Below are 14,506 nucleotides of genomic sequence, written 5' to 3'. Positions count from 1 at the left end.
AGCGAAATCACGTTAAATGAAATCAGTTTAATTAATAAATATCAAAAGAGACACATTGAGTTCGATAGATTTGACTATAGTGAAGTTAATATAATTCTAGGGCGTTTAGATGTAATGGCGCGATTTATTACCATATTTGTTTTTCTTATTATTCCCTTGCACTGCAAGGCTCAACAAGTTTCTGTAGGACTAGAGATATTTCCGCCGTTTCTTAATGAAGATGGAACGGGGTTAACGGTGGATATGTTGCGAGAAATTGAACTACTTTCAGACCTTAAGTTTGATGTGCGGGTAATGACGTACGGTAGAGCAAAAAGTGAACTGAAAAATGGACGCCTTGATATCGCAGGTCACACCCCAAAAAACCTAGAAACCCAAAGTTTTTATCAATATGCGCAAGAGCTGAATTGGCAAATTGATACTAGATCTGATTTGTTTACCTTTGACCCTAAGCACTTCAACATTAACGCCGTAGGGAGGAAACGAATTGGTACGCCAATCGGAAATGCGGCATTTTTTGCCGAGCAGTTAGGAATAGATGAAAGCCGATTTATTGAAGTGTCAACTTTACCCCAGCTCGTTGACATGTTACTGAAACGACGCATAGACGTATTGTTGTTTGAACGTGTTTCTGTGATGACTAATTTAAAGGAAAAACAGGTAAAAGGTGTACTTTACAAGAGTATCGGTGTCATACCGGCCAGTATTGCTGTTGCGAGAAGTGAAAAGGGAGATAAATTACGTCAGAAATTAGAGTACTATATTGCCAAACTTGATCGAGAGAAAATATTTTCAGGTTATTTGAATTTATTAGCGCTCCCCGAGAGCGGTATTGTACCGATTGAGTAGCCAACAAGAAGCTAGACAATTAGCAGCGACAAAAAAAGGAAACATCCAAACTAGATATTTCCCTCTTTAGTACTTATTTATACCTGTAGCTTTTATTTACTTTACTTCTTCACCAGCTGCTTGCTTATCGGCATGATAACTTGAACGGACAAGTGGTCCGCAAGCAGCATGTTCAAAGCCCATTTTCATCGCTTCACGATGGAACATATCGAATTCATCGGGGTGAACATATCGTTCAACAGGTAAGTGGTGCTTGCTTGGTTGTAAATACTGGCCAATGGTAAGCATTGTAACGCCGTGAGCACGTAAATCTCTCATAACCTCAAGAATTTCTTCGTTAGTCTCACCTAAACCAACCATTAAACCTGACTTTGTTGGTACATTAGGGTTAGCTTCACCAAAACGCTTCAACAAATCTAACGACCATTGGTAGTTAGCGCCTGGACGTGCTTTGGTATATAAGCGAGGTGCCGTTTCCATATTATGATTAAATACGTGTGGCGGATGTGCATTCAATATTTCTAATGCTTTGTCCATGCGGCCACGAAAATCAGGAACCAGTATTTCTACCTTGGTATTTGGCGCATGCTGTTCAATTTCTTTGATACACTCAGCAAATTGTTGTGCACCACCGTCGCGTAGGTCATCACGGTCTACTGACGTAATTACCACGTACTTTAATGCCATATCTTTCAGTGTAAGTGCCAGTTTCTTCGGCTCTTCACTGTCAGGGGCGAGTGGGCGGCCATGACCTACATCACAAAACGGGCAACGTCTAGTACAGATATCACCTAAAATCATGAAGGTCGCAGTACCGTGGTTAAAGCACTCAGACAGGTTAGGGCAAGAGGCTTCTTCACAAACCGAATGCAAATTATGCTTGCGTAACGCTGCTTTAATGTTATCAATACGCTCAGTAGTTCTGGGTAGCTTGATCCTTAGCCACTCAGGCTTGCGCAACATTTGTTCTCTTTCTGAAGGCATAACTTTGATTGGAATATGCGCCATTTTGTCAGCGTCACGTAACTTAGTGCCTGGCGCAATGCGCGATGATTTGGTAACTGTCATGTTAAAAGTCTAACCCCGTTTTATAACGTAAATCTGTTGCTTCAAACTTCAAGACAAGCTGCTTAACTAAAGCGTCGCCAGCTTCTGTTACTGTTTGAGGACCCGACAAATCTTTTGTTTGAACCATTTCTAATCCCGCATAACCGCAAGGATTGATTCGTAAAAATGGTGACAGATCCATGTCAACATTCAGCGCTAATCCATGAAAAGAACAACCTTTTCTCACTCTTAATCCAAGCGAGGCAATTTTCTTTTCATCAACATATACCCCAGGCGCATCGGGTTTAGCATATGCTTCAATTTCATACTGCTTTAACGTCGCCACAATCGCATCTTCGATCAAAGTGACAAGTTGACGTACACCCATTTTTCTTCGACGAAGATTGATCATAAAATAAATAACTTGCTGACCGGGTCCGTGGTAAGTAACTTGCCCACCTCTATCGACTTTAACTACAGGAATGTCGCCTGGCATTAATAAATGTTCTTCCTTGCCTGCTTGTCCCTGCGTAAAAACTGCTGGATGCTCAACTAACCAGAGTTCATCTAATGTATCTTCGTCTCTTTCGTCAGTAAAAGACTGCATAGCCTGCCAAACATCTACATAGTCACTGTTGTCAAGCTGTCGAATAATAAGCGAGTTATTCAAGTTATTTCTCTTGTAATTCGGTCTGGTGGATTATATCCAAATATTAGGCGGGAAATATAGTGCCTGATAATATTAATTGGCTATAGTACGTAACGAACTTGTTCAATCGCGGTAAGCGTTTTATAAATGAGTTCAATATGCTCTTTGCTGGTAACGGTTACAGCGACAGAAACAGAGTGGTAGTTACCTTTACTGCTCGGTTTGATTTTTGGTGAGTAGTCACCAGGCGTGTGTTTTTGTAATTCAGCTACGACCAAATCAGGCAGTTCATCACATGCTACACCCATCACTTTAAAGTTCAGCACGGTAGGAAATTCTAATAATTCGTCAAATTTGGTTTTCATGGTTGCTCTCTAATACACAATTTACCGCGGCATTTTAACATTATTTCTGAGAATGCAAAACGTCATATGTTTGCGTGAAGTCAATCAAAAACAAAAAAGCTCGACATATGCCGAGCTTTTTCTTATGAAATCAGTGGATTATTTTACGAATTGCATTTTGATGTAGTCAACTAATCGGTTGAATAAACCGCCTTCTGTAACTTCTTGTAAGGTTACGAGTGGGTATTCAGCAATATCTTCACCTTCAAGTGATAAGAACACTTTACCTACTACTTGGCCTTTCGCTAACGGCGCTACTAGTTCCTGACTTAACTCAAAATCGGCTTTTAAATTTTTACGTTGGCCACGCGGAATAGTAATCGGTGTATTTTCTAATATACCCAAATCTACTTCTTTATTTGCTCCCATCCATACGCGGCTTGAGACGAATTTTTCACCCGCTTTATACGGTGTATATGTTTCAAAGAAGCGGAATCCATAGTTCAATAGTTTTTTACTTTCAACTTTTCTAGCTCGTTCACTTTCCGTACCCATTACTACGGCAACTAAGCGCATATCGCCTTTGGTAGCCGATGAAACTAAGCTATATCCCGCTTGCGACGTATGGCCTGTTTTTAGACCATCGACATTCATGCTTTTGTCCCATAGCAAGCTGTTACGGTTATATTGTTTTATATCGTTGAAGGTGAAAGATTTTTGTTTGTATAGCTCATACTCGCTAGGCACATCTCTAATAAGTGCCATCGCTAGGGTAGCCATATCTCTAGCGGTGGTCTTGTGTTCTTGGCTATCTAAACCGTGGCTGTTTTCAAAATACGAGCTACTCATGCCTAACTGTTCGGCATACGCATTCATCATATCAGCAAAAGCGTCTTCGCTTCCGGCAATATGTTCTGCCATAGCAATACAAGCATCGTTTCCTGAAGCGACAATGATGCCTTGGTTTAGCAAATCTACTTCAACTTCTTTGCCTACCTCAAGAAACATCAAGGACGAACCATTTAATACTGGGTTTCCTGTCGCCCAAGCGTTTTCACTGATTTTTACTTTATCGGAATTCTTTATATTGCCTGACTTCAACTCAAGCCCAATGATGTAACTGGTCATCATTTTTGTCAGACTAGCGGGCGCAAGCAGGGCATCAGGGTTACCTTCTGCAATGACTTTACCAGTAGCGTAGTCAATTAATATATGGCCTTTAGCGTTAATTTCAGGTGGCGATGGGATAATGTTTATGGCAGAGGCCATTGAAGAAAAGGTGAAGGCAACTGCGCCGATGAATGTAATTAGTTTATTTTTTTTTAAGGTCATATTATTCGCCATATTTTTGTCGGCAATCGGTTTAAAACTTAGGAAATTTACTATGTACCGCATCAATACCAAGTGAAATAAATATTTGACAAGCTCCCAAGGGCGAGTTTAAAAGGCTTATATGCAGCGTTATTGATTTTAACAAGGTTCCTACATGGATGTAGGTTATTAGGGCAACGCAGGACGCAGTTGCCGAGAATAACCATTACCTACAATCAATGCCTTGCCTCTAAGCCTTTTAATTCTCGCTGAATGATTAAATATTTAATTCAATTGGTATACATTCGATACACATTTTCGGCAGTATAACATTTTTAAACACGAATACTATGGCTCAATAATGGCAATTTGTTAACGAGTATTGCGAGGTATAGGCTTGTTTCGTTCTTACTAACCACCGATAGTTTTGATAAAAGCTTTCGGATAACCATTAGATTTAAGTGTGTTGAGTAGTTCGTTTACTTTGTCATTATTATTTAACGGCCCAAGTTGTACACGGTATACCCCACTGCTTTTGGGCCACACGCTTGGTATTTGATACAACGCAGTTAATGCTTCCCCTGTTTTACGAGCAACGTCAAGATTACGTGTTGCAAATACTTGGATGAATTGCTGTGTGGCGTTGCTTTTTTTCACCAATGGGACTTTTTTAGTGCTAGCTAGGTCAAATGATGTAATGGCCTCAAGCTTTACGTTAGCAGTTCCTGTTTTAAGCATGTCGAGTTTGTATGCAGCGCTGTATGATAAGTCGATAACGCGCCCATCGTGAAAAGGGCCACGGTCATTCACTCTGACAATAACCGTTTTATTGTTGTCTAAATTGGTGACTTTCACATAGCTCGGCAAAGGCAAGTTCTTATGTGCAGCACTCATTGCATACATGTTGTAAATTTCACCATTTGACGTGAGGTGGCCATGAAATTTCTTACCATACCAAGATGCTACCCCGTGCTCGACAAAGTTGTCGGCACTTTGCAACACTTTGTACGATTTGCCTAACACGGTGTAGTTTCGATTTCCGCCTTTACTTTTAGCTTCTGCTCTTGGTATTGCATCAACAAGCTCAGCAGTTGATGGCAGGCGGGTAGGCGTGCTGTCGTGGCGCTGTTGATATCGGCCAGTTTGCGTACTGCACGCGGTAAGCAATATCAATGCACTAGTGGTGAGTGCTCTTAATCCGTTAATGGTAGCGTTGTTCATTCTTAGGCATTGAATCGTCTGTGAGTACTAATGGCCATTAGAATGCCAAATCCAGCCATCAATGTCACCATTGAAGTACCACCATAACTTACAAGTGGAAGTGGTACACCGACCACAGGTAAGAGTCCCGATACCATGCCTATGTTGACAAATACATAGACAAAAAAGGTTAACGTTAAACTACCAGCTAAAAGTTTAGTAAAAGCTTGTTGAGCATTTGCTGCGATCCATAGCCCCCTCAATACAACGGCCAGATATACAAGCAGCAATGCCGCGACCCCAATAAGGCCAAATTCTTCGCTAAATACTGCAAATATGAAGTCAGTATGTCTTTCGGGTAAAAATTCCAGCTGTGACTGTGTCCCCTGAAGCCAGCCTTTACCGTGAATGCCACCAGAACCAATCGCAATTTTGGATTGAATAATATGATAGCCTGAACCTAGAGGATCCTGTTCAGGGTTTAAAAAGGTCAACACCCGTTGCTTTTGATAGGGCTTCATCAAAAACATCCATAGAATTGGCGTAAACGCCGAGGCCAACCCAACGCAGGCCATGATAAGTTTCCAACTTGCCCCTGCCAAGAAAATAACAAAAATACCTGAGCTAGCAATAAGAATTGATGTGCCTAAATCTGGTTGCTTAGCGATGAGTAATGTCGGAACCAGAACCAGAATAAACGCGATTACAATATTTTCGACCTTTGCGGGTAAATTGTCTTGGCTAATGTACCAAGCAATGGTAATTGGCACGACAATCTTCATTATTTCTGACGGCTGAAAACTGGTTATACCTATATTCAGCCAGCGTTTGGCACCACCGCCCATTTGACCAAAAAACAGTACGGCGACTAGCATTGCGAGTCCAGCTAAAAACATTGGCACGGCCCATTTTCGCCAAAACATAGGAGGAATTTGAGCAATAATAAACATCGCTGTCATTGCGACGCCAATTCGAATTAGCTGACGATATACGATCGCCATATCCTGTCCACCAGCGCTGTAGACAACGAATAATCCTAAGGTCATTAGGCAGAGTAAACAGAATAATAACGGCATATCAATATGCAGTTTTTGCCAAATGGTACGCACGCGTGCTTGGTCGGTTCCTACTGAACGCACTAATGACTCCCTGCGTTGGTTAAATGCTTCTCACCGTATGTATTTGCATGGTGAAAGTGCTTGGTTTTACTGACAATAACACGGTCACCAAAGTACTGATCCATCATTTGTCTCGCGACAGGGGCTGCATTGGTTGCACCGCCGCCGACATTTTCTATTGCGACAGCAACGACTATTTCGGGCTTCTCATAGGGAGCAAATGCGATAAACATTGCATTGTCCCGCTGATTTTCGGCTACTTCTTCAGCGTTATATTCTTCATCTTGACCAATGCTTGCGGTTTGAGCGGAGCCTGTCTTACCCGCTGCGTCATATTTACTGCCTTTAAAGGCATTGTATCCAGTAGCGCCCAGCTTCTGCACTGTATTATGCATGGCATCAAGTACGACATCCCAATGCTGTGCATTTTTCAACACTATCGGACGTTTTTCGTCAAACTGTTGAGGGAATTCAATTACTTCATTTGTGCCATCTTTGACAATAGTTTGATGGCTGGCTCTTAATAAGTGAGGAACTTTGATCTCACCTTTATTTACAAGTATAGAAACTGCTTGCGCCAATTGTAGCGGTGTTACTGTCCAGAAACTTTGGCCAATACCTACTGACAGCGTTTCTCCTGTATACCATGATTGGTTATAGCGAGCACGTTTCCATTCTACACTTGGCATTACCGCGCGATTTTCTTCATGTAGGTCAACTCCTGTGTAATCACCAAAACCAAACTTTTCCATCATACGCGCTATTTTTGTAATACCTAGCTTGTATGACAAGTCGTAGTAATATACGTTGCACGATTGCTCTAGTGATTTAGTTAAGTTCACTTTTCCGTGACCCCATTTTTTCCAGTCACGTCGCCTATTATTCACGCCTTTTAACTGGTACCAACCCGGATCCCAAACTTCAGTTTCGGGGGTGATAATTTCTTCTTCTAAGCCGAGTAACGCCAGAAACGGTTTAACTGTCGAGGCAGGCGGGTAGCCTTGAACCGTACGGTTGATGAGGGGTTTGTCTTTGGAGTTAAGTAGCTTGCTGTAGTCTTTTGTACTGATGCCATGAACGAATAAATTGCCATCGTAGCTTGGATTTGAATACATGGCGAGAATGCCACCGTCCCGAGGATCAATGGCAACGATTGCACCGCGCTTACCTGACAAAGCCCGCTTGGCAATCATTTGCAATTCTATATCTAAGGTCAAGGTAAGATCTTTACCTGGGACGGGTGGCGTATAGTCTAAGGTGCGAATAATGCGCCCTTGGTTGTTGATCTCAACTTCTTGATGACCAATTGTGCCGTGAAGCTCTTTTTCATAGTATTTTTCTAATCCAAATTTACCGATATTGCGGGTGGCTGCATAATTGTCACTTAACCCTTGCTCTTCGAGTTTTATCGAATCACGACGGTTGATACGACCCACATAACCTAAACTGTGCGTAGTTAGATCAGCAAACGGATAAGAACGCTTTAGGCGGGCATCAATAAATACCCCTGGGAATTTGTGTTGGTTGACAGAAAATAATGCGACTTGTTGATCGCTAAGTCTAGAATGCAGCTCAATAGGTTTGAAACGTCGTTTAGATCGCAACGACTTGAATAGTTTATCTTGCTTTTCTTGGCTGATTTCCAATAATTCAGCGACTTCACGAACCGTCTTCTCTAAGTCTTTTACTTGTTCTGGAATAATTTCTAAGCTGTAGATGGGCTCATTTTCGGCTAATAACACGCCATTGCGGTCATATATTAAACCACGATTTGGCGCTACGGGGAGTAGCTTGATGCGGTTTGAGTTGGATCGCGTTTGATACTTTTCGTATGAGTTGACTTCTAATTCATAAACGTTACTAAATAAAATGATCAACATCACAACAACACCGAGTAGTGCAATAAAGCTACGACGAGCAAATAAGTTCGCTTCTGCTGAGTGATTTCTAATTGCGACGCGTTTAGCTGCCATGATTACTCTCGGTGATATGGGTGATTATTATTGATACTCCAAGCCCGATAAAGGCTCTCTGCAACGAGTACTCTTACCATAGGGTGAGGTAAGGTTAATGGTGATAAAGACCATTTCTGCTCTGATGCTTTAATGCAGGCTGGTGCTAAGCCTTCAGGGCCGCCTACTAGCAAAGCGACGTCTCGGCCATCATGTTGCCAACGTTCAAGTTGGTTAGCCAACTGTGGTGTTGTCCAAGGCTTACCTTCAACTTCTAGCGTGACAATGCGATGCCCTTTAGGGATAGCAGCTAGCAATTGCTCACCTTCTTTTTCAAGAATACGTGTTATGTCTGCATTTTTACCACGTTTTCCTGGAGGTATTTCGACTAAATGAAACGACATATCTCGAGGAAATCTGCGGCTATATTCGAGAAAACCTTGCGTAACCCAAGCGGGCATTTTATTACCAACGGCGTAAAGGGTGAGGCGCATACTTGAGGATTACTCCCAAAGTTGTTCTAAAGCGTAGCGATCTCGAATTTCATCGGTCATGACATGCACAACAACATCGCCTAAATCAACCAATGACCATTCGCCAACATCGTTACCTTCAATACCTAATGGCTCAACACCTTCTTTGCGGCACTCTAATGAAACGGATTGGGCAATGGACTTTACATGACGGTTAGAATTGCCAGATGCGACGACCATTACGTCGGCAAAATTTGATTTCTCGGCAATGTTGAGTGTGACAATGTCACGACCTTTCATATCTTCAATCTTTTCAATGACAAAAGCGGTTAAAGCATCAGCTTTCAATGTAATCTCTCATAGCTTGTAAATAATAGTGAAATAATATCACCAAATGGCGTATTCGTTAACTCTCTCGTCTGTAAAAATGTATGAATGAGTCGAAATTTCCGTTGTTATGCTCGGTATAGTCGTTGCTTTTCAATATATTCCATTACATCGCTGGAAATATATGAAGATATGTCTATGTTACGCGCGATTGCGTCCCGAATTTCAGTAGATGAAATATCAATGACTTTATTAGTTAAAAGCAAAATCTTGCCTATTTTAGCGGATTTAAGTTCCTCAGCTGATATCGTTATAGCGTTTTGTATAAGTTGAGGAGATGCTAATGTGGCCAATGTTGAATCGTAACCTGGCCGAGTAGAGACAACTAAATGGCATAAATTAAGTATCTCTTGCCACTTGTGCCATTTGGTAAAGCTGAGTAGTGAGTCCATTCCCATCAGAAAATAAAGTGTTGCGTGTGGATATTCATTTTTCACTTCTTTTAACGTATCCACACTATAAGAAATTGATGTTCGGTTTAGTTCTCTTTGATCGGGCGTGAAAATTGGATGTGACTGACAAGCGCGTTTGACCATCTCTAATCGTTGCGTAGGACTAGCGTGTGTTGAATCTTTATGCGGTGGTATATGAGCGGGTAAAACTAATACCTCATCTAATGAAAGCTCTTGAGCAACGCTTAGTGCTGGCTCTATATGACCGTTATGAATAGGGTCAAAGGTGCCACCTAAAATACCTAAGTGGTATTCTTGAGCTTCTTTTTGGGGCGTAATACTAGCGTTGCCTGTCATAGTCTAGCTTAAGCTCATTGGTTTTTTCACCATGAAACAATGTGACAATAACGTCGAATAGTGGAATAAATGGATCAAATTCTCCTGAGCTTTTTGACAGTAGATCAACTTCCGCAAGCCTTGCCTGTGCTAACCCAAGATTTTTGTCTGAAATGTTTTTTAACGCATGGTTATATGCTGGTTTTTTTTTATCCCAAATACGATGCTGACTATACGCTTCGTTTAATGGTGTTCCTTGTGCGACAGCGCTTTTTAATGCTAGCAACACGTTTAGCTCTTTGTGAATGAACCAAATTAGCTGACCGATAGCAGAGCCATCTTGTTGTAATTGTTCAATAATCGTTAAACATTTCTTAACGTTACCGGAAAGTACTTCATCAATTAGCTGGAACGGATTAAATTTTGACTGATTAATCAGTAATGCGTCTATATCAGCAACTTGAACCGGCGTTGTGCCAAAAAGAATGGCTAATTTTTCAAGCTCTTGACTAAGTGCAAGCAAATTACCTTCACAGAAGTCGATTATCAATTGGCTGGCCGCTGCGTCTAAGTTCAAGCCCAGTGTGCGGCAATGTTGAGCGGCCCATTGGTGTAGATGCTTGCCTTCTATATTGTAAACAGGTACATAGCAGCCCTTGCTTTCAAGCGTTTTGAACCACTTTTTCTTAGCTACATTTGCGTCTAGCTTATCACCGAAGCAAATTACTATAGTGTCATCATTAAGCTGTTCAGCGAGCGACAATAAAGCTTTTTGTCCTCGCTCATTGAGCTTAGATTGAATGAAATCAAGTTCAAAAATACGTAGGTTCGCAAACAAGCTAAGCGCTTGAAATTCACCTAATAGCAATTCCCAGTCAAATTTATCATCAATCGTAAATCGTTGAACATCAGAAAATCCCTGCTGACCGTAGTGTTGCTTGATTTGGGCAACAGCGTTGTTTTTTTGCCATGGTTCGTCACCAAAAATTAACCATACGGGCAGCTGCTTCTGCTGTAAGGTGTTGGCTAATTGATTGTGATAAATTTTCATATGGCCTGACAACCTTTGGTCTAATGCGTTGATTAAATTTTTAGTACGTTCATTAATTGCTTAGCAGTTATTAAACTTCGATGCTCGCCATATTCCGCAAGATGCGATCAGCTGCTTCTTGCCTCATTTCTCGTAACATTAACGAAAGTTCTCGGCTTTTAGCCAATGCTGCATCAGGGTCGTCTTGGTAGTCACGGTTGACTTCAAATTTGAAGGATTGCGGTTGCTTGTCTTTCACTTTGATCTGGTAGTGTACGGTATACGTTAATTCATATTCAGCCACTTGGCCGTTTGGAAATACAGACAAGGTTCTTCTATCAAGGGTGTCTTTGAGAATAACAAGTTGAGCAATGTCTTCTTGCGAATTTTCAACGATCTTAATGTTATGCTGAATTAAATGGCGTTTAACAACACGTGTTAGTTCACCAAATCTGTCAGTTGAACGAATAGAAAGTGTTTGCAATTCAGGGGCGATGAGGTAATCGCCCCGTAAATGAAATCCGCAACTACTAAGTGTTAATAGGCTAAACGTTAATAGGCACAGCAAAATGCTGTGCTTATTAAAGGCAAAACGGCGATTTCGTTGCATCTATTATTTCCTGTTTTGGCCTATCAGTTGGCGACGATATTCAGTAGCTTACCAGGTACGTAGATAACCTTGCGCACTGTTTTTCCGTCAACGAATTTAACCACGTTTTCGTCCGCCATACCCGTTTGTTCAACAAGCTCTTGGCTCGCATCTGCAGCGACAGTAATTTTACCACGAACCTTGCCATTCACTTGAACGATAATGAGTTTCTCATCTTCAACTAATGCTGAGTTGTCTACCGTCGGCCATGAGGCATCTTCAACTGGCGTACCATCACCAATCATTGACCAAAGCTTATGACTTAAATGCGGTACGATTGGCGTAAGCATCAAAGTAACTGCCTGAATAGCTTCTTGCATTACCGTGCGATCTTCAACCGTTTCCATGCTTGCTTTGGTTAAATGATTCATCAATTCCATGATTGAAGCGATTGCTGTGTTAAAAGTATTTCGACGTCCAATATCATCGGTTACTTTTTTAATCGTTTTGTGTAGCTCTCTACGTAGTGTTTTTTGCGCGCTATTTAGGCTGATGTCAGCAAGAGCAGCAGTATCCCCACTTTCCTGGAAGTCATAGGCAAGCTTCCATACACGCTTAAGGAAGCGGTGTGCACCTTCAACACCTGAATCTGACCACTCTAGTGTTTGCTCAGGTGGTGACGTGAACATGATAAATAAGCGGACTGTGTCTGCTCCATATTGTTCAATAACTTGTTGGGGATCGATTCCATTGTTTTTCGACTTAGACATTTTGCTCATGCCTGCCGAGATTACTGGTTCGCCGTCGATTTTGCTTACTGCAGAAACAACACCACCTTTTTCATCACGTTCTACTTCAACGTCTGTTGGAGAAATCCACTCTTGACCACCGTTGTCAGCCTCACGGTAATAGGTATCAGCCAATACCATGCCTTGACATAATAGGCGTTTAAACGGCTCATCACTTTCTACTAAGCCAACATCACGTAACAGTTTATGGAAAAAGCGAGAGTACAATAAATGTAAAATCGCATGTTCGATGCCGCCTATGTACTGGTCAACAGGTAACCAGTAGTTAGCTTTTTCTGGATCTAACATTTGTGTGTCGTCATTTGGCGAACAGTATCTTGCGTAATACCAAGATGATTCCATGAACGTATCGAACGTATCAGTTTCTCTAAATGCTTGTTCACCGTTAAAGGTCGTTTCTGCCCATTTAGGGTCGTCCTTGATTGGCGAAGTTACACCATTCATGACCACATCTTCTGGTAATTCAACAGGAAGTTGATCTTCAGGTACTGGTACCGATTCACCATTAGCCAAATTAATCATTGGAATTGGCGTACCCCAGTATCGTTGACGTGAAACGCCCCAGTCTCTTAAACGATAGTTTACGGTAACTTTACCTTTGTTTTCAGCGATTAACTTGTCTGAAATAGCTTTGAAGGCATCATTGAATGCCAAACCATCGAACTCTCCCGAATTAATCAGTGTACCTTTTTCGGTGATAGCGGCTTTGGTAATGTCTTCGTCAGCAGCACCTTCAATCACTTGTTCAATCGGTAAACCGTATTTAGTCGCAAATTCCCAATCACGCTGGTCATGACCTGGTACTGACATTACGGCACCTGAACCATAATCCATCAATACGAAGTTAGCAGCCCATACTGGTACCAAACGACCTGTAATAGGGTGAACAGCTTTTAAGCCTGTATCAACACCTTTCTTTTCGATGGTGGCCATGTCTGCTTCAGTTGTTTTTTGCGTCTTACATTCTTCAATGAAAGCTGCAAGCTCAGCATTATTTTTAGCAGCCTCTAGTGCTAACGGATGTTGTGCCGCTAATGCCACATAGGTAACGCCCATTAAGGTATCAGGACGTGTGGTGTAAATATCAAAACTTTCACTTGAGTCAGCCACTTGGAAGGTCATTTCCACGCCTTCTGAACGACCAATCCAGTTACGCTGCATTGCTTTTACTTGCTCAGGCCAATCTTCTAATTGGTCTAAGTCGTTTAGCAGTTCTTCAGCGTAGTCGGTAATCTTAATAAACCATTGTGGAATTTCTTTACGTTCAACTATCGCACCTGAACGCCAACCGCGGCCATCAATAACTTGCTCGTTAGCTAGTACAGTTTGATCGACTGGATCCCAGTTAACCGTGGCATTTTTCTTATAAACCAAACCTTTTTCATAAAGCTTCGTGAAGAACCATTGTTCCCAGCGATAGTAATCTTTTTTACATGTTGCGAGTTCGCGATCCCAGTCATAGCCAAAACCTAATGACTTTAATTGCTCACGCATGTATTCAATATTTTGGTAAGTCCATTTAGCCGGTGCTGAATTATTTTTAATCGCGGCATTTTCAGCAGGCAAACCAAATGCATCCCAACCCATAGGTTGCATAACATTCTTTCCTTGCATGCGTTGGTAGCGAGAAATCACATCCCCTAAACTGTAGTTACGTACATGCCCCATATGGAGGCGGCCACTTGGGTAAGGAAACATTGCTAGACAGTAGAACTTGTCTTCCCCTGGCTTTTCAATAGCTTTAAATGTTTGGTTTTCTTGCCAAAATGATTGTACTTCAGCTTCAATCGACTGAGGATTATAAATGGATTCCATTAAAGACTTCTCAAATATTGGTGTGATACTAAGCGCGATGGATTATCGAAAGAACTCGTATCAAATGGTCTAAATTAATCGGCATAGAATACATTAACTACGCGGTTACCGACAAGGGTTATAAAGGTTATTTTATTATTTTTGACCGAAGTGCCATGGAGCTAAGCAAATTGGCGCTTTTTGTACTATACCCAATAGAGAGAAG

Annotated in this window: 14 protein-coding genes; 1 reads left to right on the top strand and 13 read right to left on the bottom strand. The window is 41.6% G+C overall.

The window, feature by feature from the left end; all coding sequences use genetic code 11:
- Nucleotides 1–114 precede the first annotated feature (114 nt).
- Nucleotides 115–849 (top strand): substrate-binding periplasmic protein, encoded by a 735-nt coding sequence (locus tag ACSLUK_RS13395; RefSeq protein WP_448549172.1) that lies wholly within the window; start codon nt 115–117, stop codon nt 847–849.
- Between the two features lie 96 nt (nt 850–945).
- Here the strand turns inward: ACSLUK_RS13395 and lipA are convergent, their stop codons facing one another.
- The 13 genes from lipA to leuS all read right to left on the bottom strand — a co-directional run bounded on the left by lipA (nt 946) and on the right by leuS (nt 14,301).
- Nucleotides 946–1,917 (bottom strand): lipoyl synthase, encoded by a 972-nt coding sequence (gene lipA, locus ACSLUK_RS13390; protein ID WP_448549171.1) that lies wholly within the window; start codon nt 1,915–1,917, stop codon nt 946–948.
- Nucleotide 1,918: 1 nt separating this feature from the next.
- A complete protein-coding gene (gene lipB, locus ACSLUK_RS13385) occupies nt 1,919–2,503 on the bottom strand; it encodes a lipoyl(octanoyl) transferase LipB (protein ID WP_448549209.1) in 585 nt (194 codons plus the stop codon).
- Nucleotides 2,504–2,646: 143 nt separating this feature from the next.
- Nucleotides 2,647–2,910, bottom strand: a complete 264-nt coding sequence (ybeD, locus tag ACSLUK_RS13380) for a DUF493 family protein YbeD (protein WP_448549170.1) — start codon at nt 2,908–2,910, stop codon at nt 2,647–2,649.
- Nucleotides 2,911–3,048: 138 nt separating this feature from the next.
- On the bottom strand, nt 3,049–4,221 hold the full coding sequence (locus ACSLUK_RS13375; RefSeq protein WP_448549169.1) for a serine hydrolase: 1,173 nt from the start codon (nt 4,219–4,221) through the stop codon (nt 3,049–3,051).
- 390 nt (nt 4,222–4,611) lie between these two features.
- Nucleotides 4,612–5,421, bottom strand: a complete 810-nt coding sequence (locus tag ACSLUK_RS13370; protein ID WP_448549168.1) for a septal ring lytic transglycosylase RlpA family protein — start codon at nt 5,419–5,421, stop codon at nt 4,612–4,614.
- Between the two features lie 2 nt (nt 5,422–5,423).
- Nucleotides 5,424–6,476, bottom strand: coding sequence for a rod shape-determining protein RodA (rodA, locus tag ACSLUK_RS13365; RefSeq protein ID WP_448549208.1), 1,053 nt, complete (start codon nt 6,474–6,476; stop codon nt 5,424–5,426).
- Between the two features lie 62 nt (nt 6,477–6,538).
- Complete coding sequence (gene mrdA, locus ACSLUK_RS13360) at nt 6,539–8,491, bottom strand: penicillin-binding protein 2 (RefSeq protein ID WP_448549167.1); 1,953 nt, start codon at nt 8,489–8,491, stop codon at nt 6,539–6,541.
- Nucleotides 8,492–8,493: 2 nt separating this feature from the next.
- Nucleotides 8,494–8,964 (bottom strand): 23S rRNA (pseudouridine(1915)-N(3))-methyltransferase RlmH, encoded by a 471-nt coding sequence (gene rlmH / locus ACSLUK_RS13355; RefSeq protein ID WP_448549166.1) that lies wholly within the window; start codon nt 8,962–8,964, stop codon nt 8,494–8,496.
- A 9-nt stretch (nt 8,965–8,973) separates the two neighbouring features.
- Nucleotides 8,974–9,291: a ribosome silencing factor gene (gene rsfS / locus ACSLUK_RS13350; RefSeq protein WP_448549165.1), complete on the bottom strand. Its 318-nt coding sequence runs from the start codon at nt 9,289–9,291 to the stop codon at nt 8,974–8,976.
- Nucleotides 9,292–9,398: 107 nt separating this feature from the next.
- Nucleotides 9,399–10,079, bottom strand: coding sequence for a nicotinate-nucleotide adenylyltransferase (nadD, locus tag ACSLUK_RS13345; RefSeq protein WP_448549164.1), 681 nt, complete (start codon nt 10,077–10,079; stop codon nt 9,399–9,401).
- A complete protein-coding gene (gene holA, locus ACSLUK_RS13340) occupies nt 10,063–11,109 on the bottom strand; it encodes a DNA polymerase III subunit delta (protein ID WP_448549163.1) in 1,047 nt (348 codons plus the stop codon). The genes nadD and holA overlap by 17 nt, the downstream gene beginning before the upstream one ends.
- 70 nt (nt 11,110–11,179) lie before the next feature.
- Nucleotides 11,180–11,698, bottom strand: a complete 519-nt coding sequence (locus ACSLUK_RS13335; RefSeq protein ID WP_448549162.1) for an LPS-assembly lipoprotein LptE — start codon at nt 11,696–11,698, stop codon at nt 11,180–11,182.
- A gap of 23 nt (nt 11,699–11,721) precedes the next feature.
- Nucleotides 11,722–14,301, bottom strand: a complete 2,580-nt coding sequence (leuS, locus tag ACSLUK_RS13330) for a leucine--tRNA ligase (RefSeq protein ID WP_448549161.1) — start codon at nt 14,299–14,301, stop codon at nt 11,722–11,724.
- Between the last annotated feature and the right edge of the window lie 205 nt (nt 14,302–14,506).

Source organism: Thalassotalea fusca, from assembly GCF_053485835.1.
This window is presented reverse-complemented; position numbering and strand designations above follow the sequence as displayed.